This is a genomic window from Polaribacter sp. Hel1_33_96, assembly GCF_002846595.1.
Lineage (GTDB): Bacteria > Bacteroidota > Bacteroidia > Flavobacteriales > Flavobacteriaceae > Polaribacter.
In genome coordinates, this window is the sequence record NZ_PJMV01000001.1 from 1,718,282 (window position 1) to 1,745,196 (window position 26,915).

Annotated in this window: 21 protein-coding genes; 3 read left to right on the forward strand and 18 right to left on the reverse strand. The window is 30.6% G+C overall.

Going from position 1 to position 26,915, the window contains the following annotated elements:
- Window positions 1–217: 217 nt before the first annotated feature.
- The 4 genes from ATE90_RS07650 to ATE90_RS07665 form a co-directional block, all read right to left on the reverse strand.
- Window positions 218–775: a hypothetical protein gene (locus tag ATE90_RS07650; RefSeq protein ID WP_036785477.1), complete on the reverse strand. Its 558-nt coding sequence runs from the start codon at window positions 773–775 to the stop codon at window positions 218–220.
- A 165-nt stretch (window positions 776–940) separates the two neighbouring features.
- Entirely contained in the window at window positions 941–2,272 is a 1,332-nt protein-coding gene (locus ATE90_RS07655; RefSeq protein ID WP_036785475.1) for a sugar MFS transporter, read from the reverse strand.
- 3 nt (window positions 2,273–2,275) lie between these two features.
- A complete protein-coding gene (locus tag ATE90_RS07660) occupies window positions 2,276–3,277 on the reverse strand; it encodes an isoaspartyl peptidase/L-asparaginase family protein (RefSeq protein WP_036785473.1) in 1,002 nt (333 codons plus the stop codon).
- Between the two features lie 5 nt (window positions 3,278–3,282).
- Window positions 3,283–6,174 (reverse strand): GH92 family glycosyl hydrolase, encoded by a 2,892-nt coding sequence (locus ATE90_RS07665; protein WP_254712302.1) that lies wholly within the window; start codon window positions 6,172–6,174, stop codon window positions 3,283–3,285.
- Window positions 6,175–6,251: 77 nt separating this feature from the next.
- Here ATE90_RS07665 and ATE90_RS07670 point away from each other — a divergent pair, with 77 nt between their 5' ends.
- From ATE90_RS07670 to ATE90_RS07680, 3 genes are read left to right on the forward strand one after another with little or no spacing between them, the layout of a single operon-like run.
- A complete protein-coding gene (locus ATE90_RS07670) occupies window positions 6,252–8,522 on the forward strand; it encodes a beta-N-acetylhexosaminidase (protein ID WP_101451170.1) in 2,271 nt (756 codons plus the stop codon).
- Between the two features lie 2 nt (window positions 8,523–8,524).
- Window positions 8,525–9,226, forward strand: a complete 702-nt coding sequence (locus tag ATE90_RS07675) for a copper homeostasis protein CutC (RefSeq protein ID WP_101451172.1) — start codon at window positions 8,525–8,527, stop codon at window positions 9,224–9,226.
- Window positions 9,219–11,720 (forward strand): beta-mannosidase, encoded by a 2,502-nt coding sequence (locus ATE90_RS07680; RefSeq protein ID WP_101451524.1) that lies wholly within the window; start codon window positions 9,219–9,221, stop codon window positions 11,718–11,720. Before ATE90_RS07675 ends, ATE90_RS07680 begins: the two co-directional genes overlap by 8 nt.
- 111 nt (window positions 11,721–11,831) lie before the next feature.
- Here ATE90_RS07680 and ATE90_RS07685 read toward each other — a convergent pair whose 3' ends face one another.
- The 14 genes from ATE90_RS07685 to ATE90_RS07745 form a co-directional block, all read right to left on the reverse strand.
- Window positions 11,832–12,785, reverse strand: a complete 954-nt coding sequence (locus ATE90_RS07685) for a glycosyltransferase (protein ID WP_101451174.1) — start codon at window positions 12,783–12,785, stop codon at window positions 11,832–11,834.
- Window positions 12,786–12,935, reverse strand: a complete 150-nt coding sequence (locus ATE90_RS13555; protein ID WP_180335187.1) for a hypothetical protein — start codon at window positions 12,933–12,935, stop codon at window positions 12,786–12,788.
- 232 nt (window positions 12,936–13,167) lie between these two features.
- Window positions 13,168–13,986, reverse strand: coding sequence for an enoyl-ACP reductase FabI (locus ATE90_RS07690; RefSeq protein ID WP_036785458.1), 819 nt, complete (start codon window positions 13,984–13,986; stop codon window positions 13,168–13,170).
- A gap of 59 nt (window positions 13,987–14,045) precedes the next feature.
- The gene (recN, locus tag ATE90_RS07695) at window positions 14,046–15,698 is read right to left on the reverse strand and encodes a DNA repair protein RecN (protein ID WP_036785449.1); all 1,653 of its coding nucleotides are present in this window, start codon (window positions 15,696–15,698) and stop codon (window positions 14,046–14,048) included.
- Window positions 15,699–15,758: 60 nt separating this feature from the next.
- Window positions 15,759–16,649 carry a DUF4835 family protein gene (locus ATE90_RS07700; RefSeq protein WP_036785446.1) on the reverse strand — a complete coding sequence of 297 codons (891 nt, stop codon included), beginning with the start codon at window positions 16,647–16,649 and terminating at the stop codon, window positions 15,759–15,761.
- Between the two features lie 65 nt (window positions 16,650–16,714).
- Window positions 16,715–17,941, reverse strand: a complete 1,227-nt coding sequence (coaBC, locus tag ATE90_RS07705; protein WP_036785445.1) for a bifunctional phosphopantothenoylcysteine decarboxylase/phosphopantothenate--cysteine ligase CoaBC — start codon at window positions 17,939–17,941, stop codon at window positions 16,715–16,717.
- Window positions 17,941–18,261 (reverse strand): DNA-directed RNA polymerase subunit omega, encoded by a 321-nt coding sequence (locus tag ATE90_RS07710; protein WP_036785444.1) that lies wholly within the window; start codon window positions 18,259–18,261, stop codon window positions 17,941–17,943. Before ATE90_RS07710 ends, coaBC begins: the two co-directional genes overlap by 1 nt.
- Before the next feature lie 3 nt (window positions 18,262–18,264).
- Window positions 18,265–19,146: an outer membrane protein assembly factor BamD gene (locus ATE90_RS07715; protein ID WP_036785442.1), complete on the reverse strand. Its 882-nt coding sequence runs from the start codon at window positions 19,144–19,146 to the stop codon at window positions 18,265–18,267.
- Between the two features lie 123 nt (window positions 19,147–19,269).
- Window positions 19,270–19,773, reverse strand: coding sequence for a ferritin (locus tag ATE90_RS07720; protein WP_036788133.1), 504 nt, complete (start codon window positions 19,771–19,773; stop codon window positions 19,270–19,272).
- 84 nt (window positions 19,774–19,857) lie between these two features.
- Entirely contained in the window at window positions 19,858–20,751 is an 894-nt protein-coding gene (gene dapA, locus ATE90_RS07725; RefSeq protein WP_036785439.1) for a 4-hydroxy-tetrahydrodipicolinate synthase, read from the reverse strand.
- 99 nt (window positions 20,752–20,850) lie between these two features.
- On the reverse strand, window positions 20,851–21,375 hold the full coding sequence (locus ATE90_RS07730; protein WP_036785436.1) for a DUF6913 domain-containing protein: 525 nt from the start codon (window positions 21,373–21,375) through the stop codon (window positions 20,851–20,853).
- 30 nt (window positions 21,376–21,405) lie between these two features.
- Entirely contained in the window at window positions 21,406–22,491 is a 1,086-nt protein-coding gene (locus ATE90_RS07735) for an esterase-like activity of phytase family protein (RefSeq protein ID WP_036785433.1), read from the reverse strand.
- Window positions 22,492–22,550: 59 nt separating this feature from the next.
- Window positions 22,551–23,240 (reverse strand): lysoplasmalogenase, encoded by a 690-nt coding sequence (locus ATE90_RS07740; protein ID WP_036785432.1) that lies wholly within the window; start codon window positions 23,238–23,240, stop codon window positions 22,551–22,553.
- On the reverse strand, window positions 23,218–26,868 hold the full coding sequence (locus ATE90_RS07745; RefSeq protein WP_101451176.1) for a M1 family aminopeptidase: 3,651 nt from the start codon (window positions 26,866–26,868) through the stop codon (window positions 23,218–23,220). The genes ATE90_RS07740 and ATE90_RS07745 overlap by 23 nt, the downstream gene beginning before the upstream one ends.
- Between the last annotated feature and the right edge of the window lie 47 nt (window positions 26,869–26,915).

Below are 26,915 nucleotides of genomic sequence, written 5' to 3' on the forward strand. Positions count from 1 at the left end.
CATTTTCTATTAAAAAAGCTAGTTTCGCTAAACCTGATTAGAAGACATCAGAACGAAACTAACCTTTTCCATGAGCATTAAGCCCATTTTATAAAAAATTATAACAATTCTAAAAGTTCATAAATAAGTTTAACCATAGTTGCATAAATTGTTTGATATCATCTAGAAGTCTCTGAGATTAATTCAGGGTAATTAAAAGCAAGAATAGCTGCAAAGATTAAAACTGAAATCTTATCCCAAGATTAGCTGTAAATAATTCAAACTTAGGTCCAGCTTCTAAATTAACTCCTTTAACTGTAAATAGTAATGCCCTTTTGGGAGAGCCAAAACCAAGAGAAGCTTCCATATATCCTCCACCATCTGAAACTTCTGAGTCTAATCCAACCGCATAGCCAAAAGCACCTCCTAAAGATACTATATTAAAAAAGTACATACGTAAAGCTGCTGCTATCGGTATTAACTTTAAATCTTCCATGTTTTCACCATTAAATGCATGTAAATAACCTGCAGAAATTCCATACTGCACAGTTTTAGAATGAATTGGATTATTATTCATCTTAATAATTTCTCCTTCACTATTTTTACTTGGATTCCCTAGTCCTTTTGTAAATAAATAAGCTAAGTCTAAAGACATGGTATAATTGGATATTTCTTTAGCGGCGATATTTGCAGGTATTCCAATATTAAATTGAGTTTCTAATCCGTTTTGTGCAATAGATTTATTTACGAACAGTAGTATTGCAGAAATAGTTAAAAACTTTATTATGTTTTTCATAATCAAATTAAGCATAAAGGTTATTAATAAAAAATAGTTCTCTTACGATAGTTGAGATAAAATAATGTGAAATAGATATTAAAGTTAGTATCCAAAATTATAAGCAATCGATAACAAGTTCTATGATTTATTTATATCGCTACTTAATAATAAAGTCTATAAGTTTTAGGTTTTTAACGAAGTGCTCTTATTCTTAAATCGTCCGTAAAACAAAATATATCCATAACAAAGAATCGTTAAAATAAATGCAGTTTTAAAACCAAAACCATCTATCAAACTACCAAAAGCAAATGGAATAATTGCACCGCCAACAATTGCCATACACAACAAACCAGAAGCTTGTGCTTTTAAATCTCCTAAGCCTTCTAAAGACAATGTGAAAATGGTTGGAAACATAATGGAATTAAATAATCCAACAGCTAAAATAGACCACATAGAAACCAAACCTGTCGTATTAATTGAAATTAAAATCATAGCAATTGCTAGACTTGCAAAAATTGATAATACTTTTCCTGGAGCCATTATTCTTGTCAAATAGGCACCAACAAAACGACCAATCATTGCCCCTCCCCAATAGAAAATTACAAAAATACCTAATAGCGATTTAGGGTCAGAATCTGTGAATGTTTTATTAAAAGTACTTGCAATCGTATTCGCGATATACATCATGGTTTCATTTTGAGAAACGATCGTTGCTAAATTCATATCAGAGAAATAGTTCACCAAAAAACTACCAATAGCAACTTCTGCACCAACATAAACGAAGATTCCTAATGCACCTAACATCATCATTTTATTTTTTAATAAGGTAAAGTACCCTCCTTTTGGAGTATCTTGCATCACTTTAGGTAATTTTATAAAGGCAAAAACAGCAGCTAAAATCGATATGAAAGAAGCAATGAATATAAATGGAGTTTGCACAGTTGCTGCTTCATTCACATAATACTTCGTTTTACCAATTTCATTCAGAAGATTAATTTCTTCGGATGTTTTTACTGAATCACTTAATAAGAATAAAGCTCCAACTACGGGCGCAATTGTAGCACCTAAAGAATTGAAGGCTTGCGATAAATTTAATCTACTACTCGCGCCATCCTCACTGCCTAACAAAGCAACATAAGGGTTGGCAGCCACTTGTAAAATTGTAATTCCACCAGCAAGTGTAAAATAACCAATTAAAAAAACTGAAAAGGTCCTATATTCTGCTGCTGGATAAAATAATAAACAACCTAAAGCCATTGTTAACAGGCCTAAAACGATTCCTTTCTTGTAACCAATTTTTGACAGCATAAAACCTGCTGGTAAAGAGAAAACAAAAAATGCAACAAAAAAAGCAAACTGAACTAAAACTGTTTTTGCATAAGACATCTCAAAAACATCTTTTAATCTTGGCACTAAACTGTCGACTAATACAGTTATAAATCCCCAAAGGAAAAATAAAGTCGTTAAAAATACAAAAGCACTTTTGTATGATTTATTCGTTGATGTTGTCGTCATAATTTATACTTTTTTAAAATAATCTGATTTAATATTTACATTTTTCCCTGCTTTGAACAAATTATAACTGAACCATTCGTGAATAGAATATGCGCCAGTTTCTCCATTTTTATTCACTGCAATATAACCTACTTGAAAATTATTGAAATTACTATTTGGCTTTTTTACAATTCTGTCAATTGCTATTTCACATGCTTCTTGAGGCGTTTTTCCTTGCCTCATTAATTCTACAATTAAAAAACTACCTACAGTTTTTAAAACTTCTTCACCTAATCCAGTTGCAGATGCACCTCCAATTTCATTATCTACAAACAATCCACCTCCGATAATTGGAGAATCCCCAACTCTACCTGCCATTTTATAAGCCAATCCACTCGTTGTGCAAGCACCAGAAATATTTCCTTTCTTATCAATAGCCAACATCCCAATTGTATCATGATTTTCTTTATTAATAATAGGCTTATATTCTGATTTTTCTTTCCACTTTTCCCAGGCTTTTTTGGAGTTTTCAGTTAATAGATTTTCTCTTTCAAAACCTTTTTCATAAGCAAATTTTTCTGCTCCATCACCAATTAAAATTACATGTGGTGTATCTTCCATTACCTTTCTTGCCAAAGAAATAACATGCGTAATGTTTTTCACACCTAAAACTGCTCCATAATCGCCTTTATCATTCATAATACAAGCGTCTAATGTTACATCTCCATCTCTATCAGGTATACCTCCTTTACCAACAGTTTGGTTTTTTTCATTCGCTTCTTCAATCCTACAACCATACTCTACCGCATCTAAAGCAGAACCTCCATTCTCTAGAATTTTGGCTGCTGTTTCCACAGCCAAAGGAGTATTCCAGGTTGCAATAACAACTGGTCTTTGTGGTTTTAAAGTTGCTCCATACAATTCTTTTTTACCTGATTCTTCATCACAACTAATTATTGTTGATGAAACTGTCACCAAACCTAATCCGGTTGCTGACGCTTTTTTAATAAAATTTCTTCTTTTCATTTGAATTAATTTATTTGAATTTCATCCACAAATAACCAACTTTTACCATTATGTTGCGCTCCTAAATGCCATTCTGGAAGTTTGCCTATTTTTTTTGCAATTACTTTTATAAACCTTGCTTTACCTAATTTTGATATTTGAACGGTTTCAACTTTCACCTCATCCGTGTTTTCTGGAATTTTAAACTCCCATTTCCTATGTTTCTCAAAATTTAAACCATCAATAGAAGTATAAAATTCTACTTCTATTGGAAGAAAAATCCAACTTCTTTGATCTTTTAAAAATGATACTTTTATAGTCTGTATTAACGTTTCTTTCCCTAGATCTACAATTGCATTTAAATCTGTATCAAAATAGCCTTGCCAAGTTCCTGTTCTAAAATCTTCTGCACCAAAAATGCCATCAATTAAAGCATTTTTTCCACCTGCATTATACTGATTTGCATAATCAGTTTTCAAATCAATTTTAATGTTAGGGTTTATTTTGTGAAAATTAGTAGCAATGATAGCACTTTTTTTGTCATTTTTTTGAGCAAATATTTTTAAAGTTACTTTATCTGAAATTAAAAAAGGGATAGAATATTCCTTAAATTCATCACTTAAGGAATAAAATATTTTTGCTTTTTTATCTACTGACTTCAAAGTAACTGCTGTACTCCCTTTAAAAGCAATTTCTCCTTTTGCTATAAAAGGAGCTGCAACGATTAAATATTCATCAATTTTTGTTGAAGGAATAAACTGGTCTTCTGTGCCCCATTTCGTTGGCTTGTTTGTCATTTCGAGAACCAAATTTCCACCATTCATAATATCTTGATGGTTGATATAAGAATATTCATAAGTATCACCATTCAATGTTGCAGATTTGATGTATTTATTTTCTGAAGATTGATTTTTAGCTTCAACTGTAAATGATTTTCCGTTTTCTAGATTAATAGTCGCTTTTTCAAATAAAGGAGAACCAATTATATATTGATTAGAACCAGGAGTAACAGGATAAAAACCTAAAGAAGAAAAAATATACCATGCACTCATTTGTCCACAATCTTCGTTACCTGAAATTCCATCGGGAGTATTCGTATACAATTCTGTTAAAATCTGACGAACTTTTTCCTGAGTTTTGAAGGGTTTATTTGCAAAGTTATACAAATAAGCCATATGGTGACTCGGTTCGTTTCCGTGCGCATATTGTCCTATTAAACCTGTGATATCTACTTGTTCACGCCCTGAAGTTTTATTCTTTGCAACAAAGAGCTTATCCAACTGTTCTTCTAGCACATTTTTTCCTCCAAGCAAATTCATGAATCCAGAAATATCTTGTGGAACATAAAAACTATATTGCCATGAGTTGGCTTCTGTATAATTAAAATTTACTTCGTAAGGATCAAAAGGTGCAAACCATTTGTTTCTAAAACGGCCCCTCATAAATTTTGATGTTGGATCAAAAACATTTTTATAATATTGCCCGCGTGCTGAGTAGCTTTCAAAATCTACTTGTTTACCCATTGATTTTGCCATCTGACCAATGGTCCAATCGTCAAAAGCATATTCTAATGTTTTAGAAACTGATTCTGATTCTTTCTCTACAGGAATAAATCCGAATTCTTTATACGATTGTAATCCTAGTTTATCACGAGTTGCAGAGTGTTTCATTGCTTCCAAAGCCTTATCTGTATTATAATTACGAATTCCTTTAAGATATGCATCTGCAATTACTGGAACTGCATGATATCCAATCATACAACCAGTATAATTTGAAGCTAAGTCCCAAATCGGCATGATTCCTCCTTCATCATATTTTGCTAAAAAAGTATTTATAAAATCGTTTGTTTTTTCTTGTTCAATAATTGTATATAAAGGATGCGCAGCTCTGTAAGTATCCCATAGTGAGAAAACTGTATAATAGTCGAAATCCTTGGCTTCGTGGATTTTCATATCCATTCCTCTATATCTTCCATCAACATCTTGATACAGATTTGGAGCAATAGAAACGTGATACATTGAAGAATAAAAATTAGTCTTATAATCATCACTTTTATCTTCAATAACAATTTTTTCTAATTGTTTCTCCCAAAAATCTTGTGCAGTTTTTTTTACTTGCTCAAAGGTTCGATTTCCTATTTCACCTTTTAAATTCCTTTTTGCACCTTCAATATCAACTGCAGAAATTCCTATTTTAATAATTATCGGTTCGTTTTTTGGATTGAAAAAATTCAATGCTATCTTTTGTGCTCCAGTCATGCCTTGTTTTGCTGGTGATTGCAAAATGTCAGAAAAAGAATGAGATGTTTTTATTGTAAAAAACAAACGTTGATCTGTTGCCCATGCTTCAGAAAAACGATAACCAGAAAGTTCTGTATCTGAAACTCTATTGATTTTTGCATCTAAAACCTTATCTCTATGCAATAAATCTAAAATCACAAATTGATTCTCTGATGAAGGAAAGTTGTATTTATGAATTCCGCTTCTTTTAGAAACTGTTAACTCAACATCAATATTAGTATCATCTAAATGTACTTTATAGAAACCTGGTTCAGCAGTTTCTTTGTTGTGAGAAAATTTCGATTTATAGCCTTCTTCTCCGTCAGCACCATTGTTAAAAACTAGTTTATTTGTTGGCATCAATAAAATATCTCCATAATCAGAAACTCCAGTTCCACTCAAATGTGTGTGCGAGAACCCATAGATTTCATTGTCAGAATAATGATACCCAGAACATCCATCCCAACCGTCCAAGCGCGTATCCGGACTTAATTGCATCATTCCAAAGGGCATAGTTGCTCCAGGATATGTATGTCCGTGACCACCAGTGCCAATAAATGGGTTTACATAAGAGATTAAAGGAGCTGTTTTTACTGCCACATTGATTATTTCTTTGTTTTTACACGATAAAAAAACCATGGTAAAAAAAAATAATAGAAAGTATTTAAACTTCATTGGTCTGAGATTCTTATTTTTATGATCCGAAGATACTAAAAATGAAACATTCATATTATTTACTGTTTTTAATTATTCCTCTTTTTTTTAGCTGTACCCAAGAGGATAATCAAATAGTGGAAATTGGGATTATACCAAAACCACTATTCCAACAAATAAACAAAGGAGTTTTTATCTTAGATGAAGATATTCGTTTTATTTCAGATGATGAATTAAGCGAAGTTTCAAACTATTTTAAACTTTATATAGAGGAGAATTATCAATTATCTTTTGCTCCACATAAAGAGGCAAAAGAAATCGTTTTTAATATTGATGATGCTATTACTAATGAGGAAGGATATAAATTAAAAATTCAAGAAAATAATATTTTAATTGTATCAAAAAACTCTAAAGGAGCTTTCTATGCAGTGCAAAGTTTACTGCAATTACTGCCTATTAAATCTAATAATCTAGCTATTCCCATTCCTTGTTTAGAACTTCGAGACGAACCTCAATTTAAATATCGCGGAATGCACTTAGATGTTGGACGACATTTTTTTTCTATTGATTTTATCAAAAAGTATATTGATTTAATTGCTAGACTAAAGATGAATACTTTTCATTGGCATTTAACCGAAGACCAAGGATGGAGAATAGAAATAAAAAAATATCCAAAACTTCAAGAAATAGCTGCCTATAGAAATGAAACGTTAGTGGGGCATTATAATGACCAGCCTCATCAATTTGACGGAGAAAAGTATGGTGGGTTTTATACTCAAGAACAAATTAAAGAGGTGGTTGCTTATGCTCAAACAAGGCAGGTAACCATTATTCCTGAAATTGAAATGCCCGGTCATTCTCAAGCTGCTATTGCAGCCTACCCAGCATTAGGCTGCACTGGAGAACAGGTAGAAGTGGCCACCAAATGGGGTGTTTTTGATGAAGTATATTGCCCAAAAGAAAGTACTTTTAAGTTTCTAGAAGATGTGATAGACGAAGTTGTAGCATTATTTCCTGGAAAATATATTCATATTGGGGGGGATGAAGCTCCAAAAACAAATTGGAAAAAATGTGCTCATTGTCAAAAACTCATAAAAGAAAAAAAGTTAAAAAACGAGCATGGTTTACAAAGTTATTTTATTGCGAGAATGGAAAAATACATTAATTCCAAAGGAAAACAAATTATTGGTTGGGATGAAATTTTAGAAGGTGGTTTGGCACCTAATGCAACCGTAATGTCTTGGCGAGGAACTAGTGGAGCTATTCAGGCGGCCAAAGACGGCCATGATGTTATTTTAACACCTGGCTCTCACTGTTATTTTGATCATTACCAATCAGACAATGAAAACGAACCTTTAGCTATTGGTGGTTTTCTTCCCTTAGAAAAAGTATATCATTTTAATCCAATACCAGAAGAGTTAACTAAAGATGAATCTAGGTATGTACAAGGTGCACAAGGAAATGTTTGGACAGAATATATGCAAACTGAAAAACAGTTAGAATACATGGCATTTCCTAGAGTCGTTGCACTAAGTGAAGTGGTATGGTCTTCCCCTGAAAATAAAAATTATACAGATTTCATTAATAGACTAGCTCAGTATCAAAAAAGATTAGACCAACTAGATGTAAATTATGCTAATCATATTTATTCTGTAAAAGGTGACTTAAAAAATAAAGCTGGCCGTTTAAGTTATGAATTGAGCACTATTTCTTCAACTTATCCCATATACTACTCAATAGATGAATCAGCTCCTTCGAAATTATATTCAAATCCAATTCCTGTAGATTCATCTATGACTATTAAAGCAGTACTTCTTGATTCAAAAAACACTGCTTTAGGAGATATTTTTAATCAAAAAATTAATCTACACAAAGGTGTGGGTACCAAAATATCAATTGATAAAGAACCGCACCCAGCCTATAATACTGGTGGTAAAAAAGCCCTGATAAACGGTATTTCTGGAAACAATAAACGTTATGGAGATAAAGAATGGCTAGGTTTTTCTGGAGAAGATATTGAGATTACCATAGAATTTGACAGTCCAACAAACATCAATACCATCTCAACACGATTTTACAATGGTAACGGACAATGGATTTATGCACCCAAGGAGATAGGGTTTAGTTTTCAACTTGAAGACGGAAAAACAATAAATGATATTCGTAAAATAGAGGAAAAAGACAAATTATTAGTCAATTATTCTTTTGCAACAACATCTATTTCTGTTACAAGAATAGAAATCATTATAAAAAACTACGGCATCATTCCAGAAGGTCAACAAGGTGCGGGTCATAAAGCATGGTTGTTTATTGATGAACTCATAATCGAATAACTATGATTTTAGAAATCTGTGCCAACTCCTATCAATCTGCTATTAACGCTCAAAAAGCTGGAGCACACAGAATAGAATTGTGCAGTGAATTGCCTATTGGCGGCATTACACCTTCTCACGGTTTGCTTAAAAAAGTGATGCACAGTTTAAGTATACCTGTTCAGGTTTTAATACGTCCTAGAAGTGGAGACTTTAACTATTCTAATGCCGAATTTGAAATCATGAAAGAAAACATTCTTCAATGTAAAGACCGAGGTTGTGCTGGAATAGTTTCTGGTGTCCTGCATACAAATAATAACATAGACATTGAGCGAACAATAGAATTGATTGAACTTTCTAAGCCATTGACTTTTACATTTCACAGAGCCTTTGACTGTGTTACAAATCCAAAAGAATCTTTAAAACAATTAATTGATTTAAAAGTAGATAGAATTTTAACTTCTGGTTTACAACCTAATGCTGAAAAAGGAATTGAGTTATTAATAGAACTTCAACAATTAGCAAAAAACAAATTGATTATTCTTCCTGGAAGTGGAATTAGCATCGAAAATGTTAATTTATTTAAAGACAGTGGGTTTAAGGAAGTTCATACTTCTGCTTCTAAAGAAATATCGAATTCAAACGTGTTTTTTGATAACACAAAACAAACTGTTTCAGATGAAGAAACTATTCTAAAAATTTTATATGAGATTAAAAATGCGTAGGATATTTGTTGGCTTTTTAATGCTTACTGTTTTTGGATGCAGTACTCTAGAAAAAGATTTACCCGTAGAAATAGAATTAAATACAAATTGGCAATTTAAGGGAATTAATACTGTAGATTGGAAATCTGCTTCTGTTCCTGGAAATATATTTACAGATTTACTTTCTCATAAAGTTATTGAAGATCCATTTATAAAAACCAATGAAGAAAAGGTACAATGGGTTTCTAAAAAGGATTGGGAGTATAAAACCAATTTTTCATTGTCTGAAGAAATTTTAAACAAAAAAAAAATTGAACTCAATTTTGAAGGATTAGATACTTATGCAAAGATTTACATTAATGGAAATTATCAATTAAATACAACTAACGCATTTAAAAGATATTCGATATCATTAAAAGATATACCAATGTATAAATCAAATGAATTAAAAATAGTATTTGAGAATACAGGCAGTATTGAAAACCCCGCAAAACTAAATTCAAATTATAAATTACCTGAAGGAAAAAGAATTTATACCAGAAAAGCACAGTTTCAATATGGTTGGGATTGGGGACCAAAACTAAACACTTTAGGCATTTGGAAACCCATAACTTTAAAAGCTTGGGATGATTTAAAATTTGAAAATATTTACATCAGACAAAAAGAAATTGACAAGGATAAAGCACTTTTATCGGTTGAAGTCATTATGGAAAGCAAGGATGACAAGAACATACAACTATTCACAAAAATTAACAGGGAAATAATTTCGTCAAATATCTCTCTAAAAAAAGGAAAACATACCTATAAGGTTCCAATTGAAATCATAAACCCCAAATTATGGTGGACACACAATTTGGGAAATCCATATTTGTATAATTTCAATTTTCAATTGATTTCTGATGGCAAAATAAAAGATGAAAAATCTATTAAAAAAGGGATTAGAACTATAAAATTAATCGCTAAAAAAGATACTATAGGTGAATCTTTCTATTTTGAATTGAATGGAAAACCTGTCTTCATGAAGGGCGCAAATTATATTCCACAAAACAGTTTTCAGAATAAAGTTACGAATCAACATTATGAAAAATTGTTATCTGATGTAGTTGAATCTAACATGAATATGTTGCGAGTTTGGGGAGGTGGAATTTATGAAAATGATATTTTTTATGATATCTGTGATGAAAAAGGAATTTTAGTTTGGCAAGATTTCATGTTTGCCTGCGCGATGTATCCCGGAAGTATTGAGTTTTTAGCAAATGTTAAAGAAGAAGCGAAACAGCAAATTAAAAGATTACGAAATCATACTTCAATTGCTTTGTGGTGTGGAAATAACGAAAATGCTGAAGGTTGGAGACGTTGGGGATGGCAAGCCAAAAGAACCAAGAAAGAAAAAGAAGAAATATGGAATGATTACTTAGCCGTCTTTGATACTATTTTACCTAAATCTGTCGCGAAATTAAGCGAAACTAATTATTGGGAAACTTCACCAAAATATGGTAGAGGAAATCCGAAATATCAAATGGAAGGTGATGCACATGATTGGTGGGTTTGGCATGATGGCTATCCTTTTGAACATTTTGAAAAGAATGTACCAAGATTTATGAGTGAATTTGGGTTTCAATCGTTTCCAAGCTTTGAAACTATCAATTACATCAATCAAAATGATACAATAAACTTAAAAACGGATGCAATAAAATTGCATCAAAAACATGCAAAGGGTTTTCAATTAATCGAAGAGTACATGAACCGTAATTATAAGATCTCCAAAAATGAAGAAGATTACGTTTATGTAAGTCAGCTATTACAAGCTAAAGGAATTGTCATGGGAATTGAAGCGCACAGAAGAGCAAAACCAACTAATATGGGAAGTTTATATTGGCAGTTAAATGATTGTTGGCCTTCAATTTCATGGTCTAGTATCGATTATTTCGGACAATGGAAAGCTTTACAATATAAAGCAAAAAATGCTTTTAAAAATCTCTTAATCTCTTCAACTATTGAAAAAAATAAGGTAAAAACTTTTGTTATAAATGATACTTTTAATCCAATTCAAGGAAATTTAAAAGTAACCTTAATTGATTTTTATGGAAAAGAGATTTGGCAAGATTCTAAAGAAATTCAAGTTTTAGAAAATAGTAGCAAACCATATTTTAATTTTTCTTTAGAAAGTATTAAGAGCGAATCTTCCGTTTTAATTACTGAATTTAATAATCAACAATCAGTGTTTTTCTTTACGAAACCCAAAGATTTAAACTTACCAAAAGGCATTATTAAAAAAGTGGTTTCGAAAACAAAAAATGGTTTTTCAATTATATTAACAAGTAATGTCCTGCAAAAGGATGTGTTTTTATTCTCAAAAGGAAAAGGTCATTTTTCTGATAATTTCTTTGATTTAATTCCGAATCAGAATAAGGTTATAAAATTTATAACTAAAGAAAACTCTTTAAATGATTTACGAATAAAAACATTGAATTCTATTCATAACACTTTGCTTCCAATAGAAAAAAATCCCTAAACAAATAGTAAAGACTGCTGTATCCAACAGAATGATATACCTATATTTGAGTAATTTCGAATTGATTAATCAATTAAGAGTTAAATAGCTATAATATTTAGTACAAAAAAATTACTTTTTATTAAAAAACTGGGATTCTAAAAAACCCAAACCATAGCCTAGAAATTGTGTAAAAGAAGTTATTACACACAATATTGCAACCTTTAATCCATTTTTAAAAAAGGAATCAAATAGTAAAATTAAGAAATAACCCGAATAAGCTTTCACTAAAAAGTAATGCCCAAAAATTGCTAAAAAAACACTTGCATCTAATCCAATTAGAAATAAACTAGGAAACCAATAAGTTAGTTTTGCAGTTTCTGGATACATTTTATTTAGTTTTGGTCTTGCCGTTCCAAAACCAAAAGTTTGTTTAAAAAATTGCGTGATTGTGCTTCTTCTTTTATGATATACAAATGCTTTTTCTATGAGTTGTGTTTCAAAACCTAATTGCCAAAGTCGAAAAGTTAAATCTATATCTTCTCCATTTTTCATTTTAGAAAAACCTTGAGTTTTTTCAAAAGCTTTTTTAGACATGCCTAGGTTAAAACTTCTTGGTTGAAACTTTGTAATAGTAGATCTTTTTCCACGAATTCCACCCGTTGTTAAGAAAGAAGTCATAGAATAATTAATTGCCTTCTGCAATGAAGTAAAACTTTTGTGTGCGGCATCTGGACCGCCGTAAGCGTCTGTAAAATTTATTTTTAAGATTTTTTTTACTTCTGATAGATATTGTGGAGGAACAATAACATCTGAATCCAAAATAATGAAATAATTTCCTGAAGCTTGTTGCATTCCAAAATTACGACTCGCTCCTGCTCCAGTATTTTCTTTACAAAAATATTTTAAATCAAGTTGATTTTTATATTCCTCAACAATAATGTCACTTTTTTGAGCAGAACCATCTTCAATAATTAAAACTTCAAAATCATCAGAGAAATCTTGTTTGGTTAGACTTTCTAGTAACTCGTCTATTTCTTGTGGACGATTGAAAACTGGGATTATTATGGAGAAAGATAATATCAATTATTCAGGCAATTTAAATTCTGGATTATAAATGATTCTTATTACATTATTCCAAGGGTCTTTAATAGAAGCTACCATAATTTCTCCACCAACATTATTTGGTTTTTGCAAATTAGAGACTTTAAAGATCGTAGTTCTTAATCCTAACATGAAGAATAAATTTTAGCTAAATTAAACAAAAAATGCAAATCTAAATTGATTTGCATTTTATAATCATTATTTAAAAAATGTGCTTATTTTTTTATTCTCGATAAGCTAACAAATAAGCTTAGCTCAGATTGAAACCATTAGAACACCCAATGATATTCTTAACCTTCTATATTTTTCTTAAAGTAGATGTAGTAAAAAGCAGGATATAGTTTGAAAAAATAAAATTTAATTTTTATTCTTCCCCAACAAATTTATCCATAACTGGATCACTTACTCCCATATTAGAAAATCCTCCATCATGAAATAAATTCTGTAATGTTACTTTCTTGGTTAAATCTGAAAACATAGTAATCGTGTAATCTGCGCATTCTAAAGCTGTAGCATTTCCTAATGGACTCATTTTTTCAGCATATTCAATAAAGCCATCAAAACCTTTTACGCCACTTCCTGCTGTTGTGGGTGTTGGAGATTGTGAAATTGTATTTACACGCACCTTATGATCTCTACCGAAGAAATATCCAAAACTACGCGCAATACTTTCTAAATAGGCTTTATTATCTGCCATATCATTATAATCTGGAAACACTCTTTGTGCAGCCATATATGTTAAGGCAACAATTGAACCCCACTCACTCATGGCGTTTTTGTTATATAAAACATTCATTACTTTATGAAAAGAAACTGCAGAAATATCCCAGCCTTTTGTGGTAAAATCGTATTTAGGATTGGTGTAATGTTTTCCTTTACGAACATTTACAGACATACCAATTGAGTGTAAAACGAAGTCAATTTTACCACCTAAAATTTCCATCGATTTTTCAACCAAATTTGTTAAATCTTCCATAGAAGTTGCATCTGCCCCGACAACTTGAGAACCTGTTTTTTCTGCTAAAGCATTTAACTCTCCCATTCTTAAGGCTATTGGTGCGTTTGTTAATACAAATGTAGCACCTTCTTCATGCGCTCTTTCTGCTACCTTCCAAGCAATGGATTGCTCGTTTAAAGCTCCAAAAATAATACCTCTTTTTCCTTTTAATAAATTATATGACATACTTATAAATTGTTAATATTTAGTATTTAGTTGATTGTTATTTCGCTGCAAATATAATCTTAATTTAATAACTCTTTCGCGTGTGTAATTGCAGTTTCAGAAATCTCTTTTCCACTTAACATCTCCGCTATTTCTACAATTCTTTCTTCAGCACTTAATTGTCTTAAATTGGTAGTAGTAACATTGTTAATTTCTTCTTTATAAACCTTGTAATGATTGTCTCCTTTCGCTGCAACTTGTGGTAAATGTGTAATAGAAATAACTTGCATGTGCTTGCTCATTTGAAGCATAATTGCAGCAATTTTGTTAGAAATCTCACCAGAAACGCCTGTATCAATTTCATCAAAAATAATGGTGGGTAATTGTGTGTTTTCTGAGAGCACTCTCTTTACAGCCAGCATAATTCTTGACAATTCTCCACCAGAAGCCACTTTTTTAAGTTCCCCGAAATTACTCCCTTTGTTCGCCGAAAAAAAGAATTCTAATTCATCTTTTCCGTTTGAAAAATAATGAGAGGTTGATTTTATATTGATAGAAAAACGAGCATTTTTCATTCCTAAATCTGATAATAAACTCTCTAATTCCTTTTTTAAATTCGGAATTACTTTTTTTCTAGCATTAGAGATCTTTAGTCCAATTACATCCAATTTTTCGGAAACATTATTAATTTCTTTTTTCTTTTGATTGATGTCTTCATCTGCACTCTCCACTTGACTTACTTTCTCTAATAAATCCTCTAAAATAATTACTAATTCCTCGTTAGAATTTACGTAATGTTTCTTTTGTAAATTATAAATCAACTGCAATCTGTCATTGATTTCTTCTGCTTCATTTGGATTAAATTCAACGTTTTCATTAGCAGTTTCTAATTCAGAAATAATATCATCAATCTCTATTTTTACACTGGTAATTCTTTCTGATAAGTCCTGATATTCTCTAGAAAAAGGTGCAATTTTAGAGACTCTATTTTCTAAGGTATTTAGTAAATTTTGTATTCCAACTTCCTCATTTACAGAAAGATTCAAAGCTTCGGATAGATTGAGTTTAATATCTTCTATATTATTTAATTTTTCTAGCTTCTCTTCTAAGTTCTTCTGTTCATCAACTCGCAAGTTAGCATCCTTTAACTCCTTTAATAAGTGAAGATTATAATCGTATTGTAAATTGATTGTTCTTTGATTACTCTCAAGCTCCTCTAACTCCTTTTTATGTTGATGTAATTGCTGCACTCCTATTTTATAAGAAGCAACTTTTTTTGCATTTTTGGACAAACCATCTAAAACCATGAATTGAAAACTAGCATCTGACAATTGCATAGTTTGATGCTGAGAATGCACATCCATCAACTTTGAACGTAATTGATTTAAAACGGATAAAGTAACTGGGGTATCATTTACAAAAGCGCGGGATTTTCCTGAGGGTAAAATCTCTCTTCTTAAAATAGTGGTATCCTCGTAATCTAAATCTACCTTTTCAAAAAAATCTTTTAAATCATAATTAGCAATCGCAACTTTTGCTTCTACTATACATTTTTTAGAAGTGTCTTTTAAATAAGATAAATCTGCTCTATTTCCTAAAACCAAACCTAAAGCCCCCAAAAGTATAGATTTACCTGCACCAGTTTCTCCAGTAATAATAGAAAGACCATTAGAAAAATCGATAGATAATTGATTGATTAATGCGTAGTTATGTATAGATATAGAGGTTAACAAATTCGCTGAATTTAGACTTTAAAATTAGTGAATTAAATTCAAAAAAAATAAAGAAAAATGCTATTCAATCTTTCTCCACTTAGAATTATTATTTGGAGAAATTTTTCTAAGCGCAGCTGTTAAACGTGACGCATTACTTGTTTTAGGGCCATCAGAATAAATGCTTACAACTTCATCTGCTTTTGCATCAAAAAAGACTCTAATTAAGTAATTCCCAACAGTTTTATTAAAAATATTTTGAATTTTCAAAACACTATCTTCCAAAGCTTGCTTTCCAAACTCTTTATTACTTGCAAAATTATCCAACCCTTTTATATGATAATCATACAAAGTATTTCTGAATACTTTTAATTTTGACGACAACAAATTGTCTATCAATAAAAAACGATTTTGTTTACCTACCACATTCTGCCAAGAAGATAAACCACTTTGTTGAGCCTGTAACATTACATTTTGTGCTTCTTTTAATTCGGTTTCTCCACCGAATTTAGAAAACGTATCTGCATCAACACCTAAAATTGTATATACATAAAAAACTATCGTAGAAATTAAGTTGCTATCAAAAGAGTTTTTGTTATAAATTAAAGGATCAAACTCATTATATTTAAAAGAGAAATCGTTGTCTTTTAAATTTAAAACAGGACTCGTATAAGTAGAACCAAAAACGGGTCTTGTAGATTGAACTTGCAACGTGGCTGTAAATGTATTATTCTCTCTAGCAGTTATAATAATAGTCATAGCACAATCAACTCTCTCCTCAGATTTTACAGTTCTATTCGTCCATTCTGTTTGATTGATAAACTCCGTTAAAGAATTTTGTAACGTTGTAAAAACTTGTCTATTAGAACCTCCTATTTGTTCGTAATTTACATTGACCAAACAATTTAACTCTTGCGAATTGATATGAACACTCATCAAAAATAAGGCAAAAAGAAAAATAAGTTTACGCATGTTATATTTTTTGGTGTTTAGACATTTAGAATCAAAATACAAAACTTTCAAATAGGTTAATTGACTTATTTGTAATGATCTTCACTACCGATTCTTAAAATAATTTCATTAATTATATCTTTAGCAACAGCAGCTTTCGATTTTAATTCGAATGGTTTTACATTCAAATTTTTATCAATAATAGTGATTTTATTTGTGTTCGTAGCAAAACCAGCACCTTTATCTTGTAAAGAGTTTAAAACAATTGCATCTAAATTCTTACGCTGAATCTTGCCTTTTGCATATTCAATTTCGTTATTGGTCTCTAATGCAAAACCTACTAAAAACTGATGCTTCTTAATTTCACCTAATGACGCTAAAATATCTTTTGTAGCTGTTAACTCTAAATTTAACGTAGAATCTACCTTTTTTATTTTCTGATTTACAATATTTTTTGGTTTATAGTCCGCAACGGCTGCAGATAATATAGCAACGTCAACATCATTAAAATATTGATGCGCCGCTTTGTACATATCATCAGCAGAAACGACATCAATCCTTGTTATAAAAGAATGTTCTATTTCTTGATTACTTGGACCAGAAATTAAAATAACTTTTGCTCCTAAATTGGCAGCTGCATGTGCGATTGCAAACCCCATCTTCCCTGAAGAATGGTTCCCGATAAAACGTACAGGATCGATTGCTTCAAAAGTTGGACCAGCAGTTATCAATACTTTTTTTCCACGAAGTGGAAGCGCAGAAAGTAAATCATTTTCAATAAAAGCTAGAATATCTTCTGGCTCAGCCATTCTTCCTTCACCTACTAAACCGCTTGCTAACTCACCAGAAGTAACCGGAATTATAGTATTACCAAATCCTTGTAATTTATTTAAACTCTCTTTTGTAGAAGGGTGTAAATACATATCTAAATCCATTGCTGGCGCGAAATATACTGGGCATTTTGCAGATAGATATGTTGCTAACAATAAATTGTCGCAAGTTCCATTTGCCATTTTAGAAAGTGTATTTGCCGTTGCAGGAGCAATTAAAAAATAATCTGCCCAAAGACCTAAGTCTACATGATTATTCCATAGTTCATTTTCATCTTTTTTATCAAAAAAAGCTGAATGAACAGGGTTTTTAGAAAGTGTAGAAAGTGTAAGAGGTGTTATAAAATCTTTAGACGCAGGTGTCATTATTACTTTAACATCTGCGCCCAATTTTATAAACAAACGGACTAAACTAGCCGTTTTGTAAGCGGCAATTCCAGCTGTAATGCCTAAAAGAATCTTTTTACCACTTAAAACAGACATTATTCGCTGTCTGGAGTCCTGAAGTATACTTTATCATGTAACCATTCTTCAACAGCCATTGCAGTTGGTTTTGGTAAACGTTCATAAAATTTAGAAACCTCTATCTGTTCTTTGTTTTCAAAAACTTCTTCTAAACTATCATTATAAGTTGCAAACTCATCCAATTTATCTACTAATTCCTTCTTTACATCAGAATTGATTTGCGTTGCTCTTTTAGCAATAATAGAGATAGCTTTGTAAATATTTTCTGTAGGAGCTTCAATCTCATTTCTGTTATAAGTAATTGTACTTGTAGCTGCTTCTGTATCTTTATAATCCATAATTTATAATTTCTCTTTTGAATTCTCTTCTTCCTTTTCTTTTGCCAATTTTTCTATTTTAGCAAAAATACTATTTACTCTTTTTTGCTCTGTTAATAAAGTTGCAAACATTTCATTAGATTCTTCCATGAATTTTGATTCTGGATAGTTTCTTTTCAACTTTTCGTAAGCTTCAATAGCATCTTTAATACGATCTATTTTTCTTCTATCTGTGCTTTTCAAAACAAAATCATGCGCCGCTTTTAATCTATAATACAAAGCTTCTTCTTTAAACTCTGAACCTAAGTAATCTGATAATAGGTTATCAAAAGCTCGTATCGCAGCTTTATAATTTCTCATATCATAATCTGCGGTAGTGTAATAAGTTTTTGCAATTTCGAAATACTTACGCTGTAATTTGTAGCGTATTTCTTTATAATGTTGATTTGCCTCATCAATTTTTGATGAATTTGGATACGTGTTAATAAAACTTTGGAAAGCTTCTAATGCCTTATTAGTATCTGTGGGATCTTTACTAAAAACTGGTGATGCTAATTTATAACTATATGCAGACATAAATGCAGCCTCCTCTTTTTTGGAACTTTTAGGATAATTTTTTGTAAAACGATCAAAATAATAACCCGCATTACTATAGTTTTTTTCGTTGAAATCAGATTGTGAAATCATAAACTGAAGACGTTCCATCTGAGGTTTCCCTCGATAGGCAGGTTTCACTTTTTCAAAAAGACGCAACGCTTTACTGTACTTTTTGCTTTCGTACATTTTTACGGCCATTTTGTATTGGTCTTCAATACTTCCTTTGTTTAAAACTTTCTGATATTCTCCACAAGAAAATAACAAAAGACTAAACACCAATAAACACGCTAAATTTTTAATTTTTTGCATCGGGCAAAACTACTAATTAATTATGGATAAATAAAACGATTTTTTACACTGAAAATTATACGCTGCAATTACCAATAAAAAAGATTAATCTACATATAAAATGATACTAAAAGTTTGTTAACATTAATTTACCTGTTGGTTAACCAGAAGCTTTATATCATTATCAAATAAATATAATCCTCCTTTATCATCACCAATCAAATGTATTTTATCAAGAATATTTTTTGCCATAGCCTCTTCTTCTATTTGTTCAGTAACGTACCATTGCATAAAACTATGTGTTGCGTAATCCTTTTCAAGCAAACAAACTTCTATCAAATCGTTTATTGAAGCAGATACTTTTACTTCATGTTTGTACAAATCTTGAAACATTTCTTTAATGGTACCAAACTGAGTTGGTGGAGAGTCTAATGGAGGAACTATTGCATGTCCTCCTCTTTCGTTAATGAACTTTACAATTTTTAACATATGAGCTCGCTCTTCATCAGAATGTGAATACATGAATTTAGCAACCCCTTCAAGACCTAATACTTCTGACCAAGAAGCCATTGCCAAGTATATTTGAGATGATTGAGCCTCAACAATAATTTGTTTATTTAATACTTCTTCTATTAAAGGTTTTAACATAATAAGTGGCTTTAAAATCATTTAAGTGTAATCAAATATACAATTTTCATCAATTTAAAACAAATACTATAACGGTAATTCCCTTCAATTTAAAATAGGAAGCTTACTATTTTTTATGTAGTTTGCTATTTTAGTCTGTAATTCTGAACTGGCTTTTACTAATGGTAAACGGACATTATTTAAACAAATATTTAATTCTTGTAGTACCGTTTTAATTCCTGCAGGATTATTTTCTTCAAAGATAAAATCCACAATATCCATCATTTTAAAATGAATTTCATATCCTTCTTTATTGTTTCCTTGTAAACCATGGTTAATCATCGTCGAAAACTCTTTTGGAAAAGCTTGTCCAATTACAGAAATAACTCCTGAGCCACCAGCTAAAGCCACTCCTAAGGCCAAATCATCATCTCCAGAAATAATTAAAAAATCTGATGGTTTTTCTTTCAATAAAGTATTGTATTGCTGCTGGTTGTTTCCTGCCTCTTTTACAGCTACAATATTAGCAAAATCGTTCGCTAATCGCAGTGTAGTTAATGGCTCCATATTTTTTGCTGTTCTACCAGGAACATTGTATAAAATTATAGGTAAATCTGTTGCACTTGCGAGTGCTTTGTAATGCTGATAAAAACCTTCTTGCGTTGGCTTACTGTAATATGGAGCAACAGAAAGAATACCATCTATTCCCGAGAAATCTCTTGTTTGTAATTCTTTTACAACCTGTAAAGTATTATTACCACCAACACCCAGGACTAAAGGCAAACGGTTGTTATTTGTTTTTATAACAACGTCTATAATCTGATCCTTTTCTTCATCAGAAATTGTAGCACTTTCAGCAGTTGTGCCATTAATCACTAAATAATCTATTCCGTTTTCAATATTGAAATTTACTAAATTAATAAGCGCCTCAATATCTAAAGTCAAATCGTCTTTAAATGGGGTAACTAAAGCAACACCTGTGCCAATAAATCTTTGCATTATTTTTATTTTTTACAAGGGTAAATTTACGCTATTCAAGTTGATATTAAAATGAAATAATAAATTCTTAACAGGAAAACACAACTTTACGTCTGAAGTTTAATTTTTTATTTTTTTCAATATTCTCAAGTATTTCTTTAGCTCTAAAAGAAACTTATCTGTTTTTATAGGAACTTCTGCAATTTCAATATCATATAATTTCTGATTTACTTTAGAAATGCCTACTTTAAAAGTAGCTTTAGATTGTAAAACTGCATTCTCTAAATAGAGGTTTTTCTTATTAAAATAACCTATTAACAAATCAAAAGGTTCATCTATAAAACTCTTGAGATTTGGTTGATTGATATTTCCATTCCAACTAAAATCTTTTTCAGAAAAGTGCTCATAGGAAACTTCATGATGTTTTTTATGTGACCTAAAACTATAGATTTTAGCATTTGTAAGATTCAGTAATTTTTCTACCTCTTCTTTAACATTTACCCAATTAGAAATTTCATCCGTCGTTAAAATTCCAACAGTCTTTATTTCTTTTTGTGAAACAACTCTGTTACTCTCTTTTTCTATGAGAATCTTCTGAAACTGATTATTTAAAAAATATCTTTTATATCTAGTGAAATTGAGCAAAATGTAACTTTTAAGTTAGCTAAAATACTATTATTTATTTATTTGTAACTCTAACAAAATAAATTGATTTAATTGCTTACCAAAACTTTGAAAATTATCATCAGCAACCAAAACTAAAGATTGATTTCCATTTGGCAATTTTGGACCTAGAGTAAGACCTTCTATATTATCTATAATTCCAGATGTTAAATTCTCCTTTACATCTTCAAAATTAAAAATTAATCTTTTTTTAAGAGGTCTAAATTTTGTTGTTTTTAATGCATCAATTTCTAAAATATTTGTTGTTTTTTCATCAACACTAGCTTCAAATATTCTAATAATATTCCCATAACTTCCATAACCATTCTGATACGTTCTTTCAATAACAAAAAAGTGATTTTTTTTGTACTCTAAAATTGCGGTTACACCATTTAAATTGATGTCTCCTTTTGATGGTTTTGTAATATGCTCTAACTGATAAGCATATTGTTTTGTGGCTTTTTTAGACTTTTTATCAAAAAACGTAATTCTGATTGGTGATGCTGTTTTTGTAAAAGTTGGCTCTGCACCATCATCTTTTAGAGGCGCCTCAAAAGCCGTCCAAAATCCTTTATGATCAATACTCTTTGAAGAGCCTTCAAAAGCAGCATTATGTTTTATCACTTTTAAATCTGATAGGTTCTTTGGTAATGGAAAACTTTCTAAAAAAGCTCCATTTTCATCAATTTTAAAAACTGAAGGAAGTTTATTTTTCCGAATAGCGCCCTCACTTACTAAATTAATTTCATTTGTTTGTTCATCAAAAAAAATAGATTCTAGATCTAAAGCATTTTCACTGTAAAATTTAGTTGCGGTATCATTTAAAAAAATGATATTTTTAAAGCCTATTGATTTTATTTCATAATTAGAAATAGTAATATCTCCTGATAGAACTCTGGGGTTCCTAGCGTCGTCAACCACAAAATAATATTGATTATTTGCATAGTCTAACCCTGATAAGCCGCCAATAAGAGTGTTTTTAAATCTGATAGAATCTGACAAAACATATTCATCCAAAAAATATAATTCGACTTGTTTCTGGTTTCCACAAGAGAGAAATAAAACTGCAGCTATTAATACTAAAAGTCCATTTTTCATTTCATTTATTATTTTAATAAGCTTGTTATAATTCTACTTTTAATAATTAAATTATTTCTTTAATCCTGTTCTGAAGTTATAGCAATTATGGCCTTACAAATTAGATATTGCGCAACTATATAAGTCAGCATTATAGTTATTGAATAGAATTGTTTTGGCTCATAAAATTTATGAAGAGCAATTAAACTATCAGAAATGATAAAAATAATAGTTCCTAGAAAAAGCCATAAGCTTGCCGTATTCTTTTCTTGTGTATAATTCAAAAAAGAAACTGCTCCAAAAGAAGAAATTACAATTCCGTAAATAATGACAGGAACTTTCATTTCTCCAAGATTATCCATTATCACAAATAAAAAAGAAAACAAAAAAACTACAAAAGGCAAACAAGCCACCAAAATCTTTTGGAAGTTAACCTTCTTGATAAATGAAACTGTTATTTTGATGTAAAATATATGAGCCAATAAAAAAGAAGCTAATCCATATATAAAAAACTGATTTTTAAAAAGCAACAAAACATCTCCCCAAAAAGAAAAAAACAAGGCTGAAACATACCAAAAATTTGGTTTTTCGACAGCTACTAAATAAATAATTACTAAAGTTGTAATCAAAAAAGGCTTGCTTAAAAAAGCTATTTTCTGACTAAATAGCAGCCCTAATATATGTAATACAACCACTGTTAAAAAAGCAACGGAGGCAATTGTTGTCTTCCTTTGTTTCGTCATCCATCTAGAATTTTCTTCGATTATCATCAGATTGTGTATCAATCAATTTATTGTAAGGATCTACGCCAACTTCCATTGGTTTTTCTTCAACAATAATTGTTAACTTATTATTGATTGCTGTAATTTTATGTTTCTTCAAATAAAGTACTTTTTCTTTCATTTTTCCTTGAACTTCTTCTTCTGTAAAAATACCAACATCTATATAATCTGCTAAAGGAACAGATAAAATTGGCTTTTTCATTTTATCTGTTTTATAAGATAAAGTGTCCCCTACTTTTTCTCCATAATAACGTTTTCCTTTTTCATTATTTCTATATTTAGCAACTTCAAACTCTATATCAACTTGATAAGTTCCGTTTTCCAATTCAGTTACTTTAGAATCTGTTATTCTGTTTTTATACAAAGTAATGGTTTCGAACATATCTTTAATTACATATTGTAAAGAGTCTGGAGTAGCCTCCTTTAAATGGTTTACGAATTCAATAGAAGTTGTATAAGGAGGTTCTTGAAATTTCACTTTATTAATAAATTTCTTAATTGCTCCATTCATTTTTTCTTCTCCAATATAATCGCTCAAAGCATATAAAACCATAGACCCTTTTTGATAATGTATATAGCCTTGACCATCATTATACATTAACGGTTTTTCACGTTTACGTTCTAAAGTTCTTTGTAATAAGTATCCATCTAGAGCTTCCTTTAAAAAAGTTCTCATTTTTGCTTTTCCATGTTCATGCTCTAACACTTTTAAAGACACATATTCAGACATACTTTCAGACAACATTGTAGCCCCTAAAACATCTGCTCCTATTACTTGATGCGCCCACCATTGATGTGCAACTTCGTGAGCAGTAACTGCAAAAGGATAATCAACTCCATCATCATCTTCATCATCTACATCTGCAATAAAGCCAATTCCTTCAGAGAAAGGCATTGTATTTGCAAAAGCTTGTGCAAACGTTCCTCCTGTTCTTGGAAACTCAATAATTCTTGCTTGTCTAAATTGATAAGGACTAAAATTTTCTGAATTATAATTTAAGGATGCCTTCATACCTTTCATCATTCTATCTAAATTGAAAGTATGTGGTTTGTGGTAGTAAATTTCTAAACTAATTCCTTTAAACATTTCTTTTTTCACTTCATATCTACCAGAATTAAAGGCATAGAAGTTTAGGATTTTACTATCCATCTTGTAATGAAAATATTTTCTATCATTTTCTATCCACTCTTTTTGCAGATATCCTGGAGCAATTGCAATTTGATCTATTGAAGTTGAAACTGTTGCTTCAAAATTAATCCAATCTGAATCTTTGGAAATATAAGTATCACCTAAAGCTGCTGAATCTGACGGATGAGGACGTAAATCATTTTTAGATAAATCATACTTTTTACGCGTTTTATCGTCTCTTAATTCTCCTTGTGCTGAATAGCCTAGAGTAGGAAATAAAGAAGAATTATTGATAAAGGTACCATTTTCTCTAACTGGAGATCTTCCTCTATAAGATGTATTTTTATTACTTTTTACAGTTACTGCCAATTCTAAAGTATCTCCAGGCATTATTTTGTTTTCAAAGTAATAAATATCAAAGTTATGTATAGTATCCTTTGAAACTAATTTATTTGGCTTACTAAATTCAAATGTACTTTTTAATGAATTATGATTTAAGAAAACACTATCTATCGCATTCGCCATTTTATTTACCATTTGGATTTTTGCAGACGCCTTAAATAATCTTTCTTTTGGAAAAATATCCATAGTTGTATTAACGGCAATGACTCTTGGTTGTTCGTAATTTTCAAATCTTTTATATTTCTTCTCCCACTCTACTCTTCTTAATTCTGCTTCTTTCGAAGAAGTTCTTTTTCCTTTAGAACCGGTTTCTTGATAAATAGAAAATCCTAAACTGAAAAAAGCAACTAAAAAAACCACTAAACTAACAGCATAACCACCTTTAAACCTTGACTTTGCTAACGATAATCTTTCTGCAAAGGAAGCGGGTATTCCTCGAACCCAAAATAAGGCAGACATTACTAAAAGCAATAAACCACAAAGAATCCAATAGGCTTTATATACTAGAAATGGCGTTAAAATTCCGTAACCGTTCATATCGGAATAGCTAAATCCAGGCCCCTGATTATATTTAAAAATAGATTGCTCTACACCTGCCAATGACAAAAATGGCATACCAATAGAAATTACCAATAAAATAAACAATCCTAAATATGGATTACCAATTAAAGTCTGAATAAAAATTGATAGGAAAGCCCAGACTACATACCCTAAAATACTTAGTAGAAATAATTCTTGTAAATAATGCCCAAACTCAAAATTATAATATCCATTATACAATTGGAATAAAACACCTGCAATCAAAATTACTGCCAAAAGAACAATTTGCATTTTTACTAAAGCAATTACTTTAGAAAATAATAAAGTCCAATTTGGAATTGCGGTGGCATCTACTAAATGATTTACTCTTGCGATCTTAGCTCTATTTACAAGCATACCAGCGTATAAAAAAGTACAAATATTTATAGAAACCGAAAAAACGCCTGCAATGTTCAACATTTTCCAAGTAACTGGTAAAGTTGCAGTCCCAAAAATATTTCCTATTTCAGACAAGCCAACTAACATTAAAACTAAACCAACTAGAACAATGGATATAAATGGCCAACTTTTTACAATGTATTTAAAATCGATATTAGATAACTTCCACATCGTTTTAAAATTTTGAAAAAATGAATGATCATAAACAACTTTAGGCAAAACAATTCTTGTAATTCCACTAAAATTTGTCTTGGTCATTCTCTCACCTTTTGATTTTTTAAATGAAAAAGAGATGGCATTTTGACTAAATGTAAAAAATCGATAAACCAATCCAAAGATTAAAGTAGCAACTGCTAACCACAGTAAACGATTGTATATAATCATTTCTTTAATAGGCAGTTGTAATTCATTCTGTTCTGAAGGCGTCCAATATTTTGTGTAATAATTTACAGCTCCAGAACCGAAAGGATCTAAAATAGCTAATAAACCTCTTTGTTCTGGCTCAGAAAGTATACTTTCTACCACACCTTGAATGAATAACAAAACAATAATAGTTATAAAACCTGCAGCAATATTTCTAGAAAAAGTTACCACAGCAAAAACAATGGCGCCAAACAATAAAATATTTGGTAAAATAAATATTAAATAGGCATTTAAATAGGTTATGATTTGAAATGAACCAACAATTTCAGGGTTTGTTCCAGGAAATCTAAATCCAATTATCATTCCTAAAGAAATTGATAAAACAATTAAAGAAACCACAACGATACCGCTAAAAAACTTTGCAAATAGGTAATTAGATTTTGTAAAAGGATAGGAATACAAAATGGCATGCATTTCACTTTTATAATCTCTATATATAGAAACTCCTATAATAGATGGGAAAAGGAAAAAGATAAAAACCGTTAACGCATTTAATAAACCATTAACACCGATTGGAGAGTTTACAATTCTTGATGAACCAGTAGTTGCAGTTATTGAATCGAATAAACCAGCAGTAGCTGCTGATAAAAAGAAAGACAAGCACAAAAAGATGGATAAATATATGTAAAAAGCAGGTCTATTAAACCAATATTTTAATTCTTGTTTGAAAATAGTTGAAAACATAATTATGTAGTTAGAGAATTTAATTTTTAAAATTATTATTTTTTCAA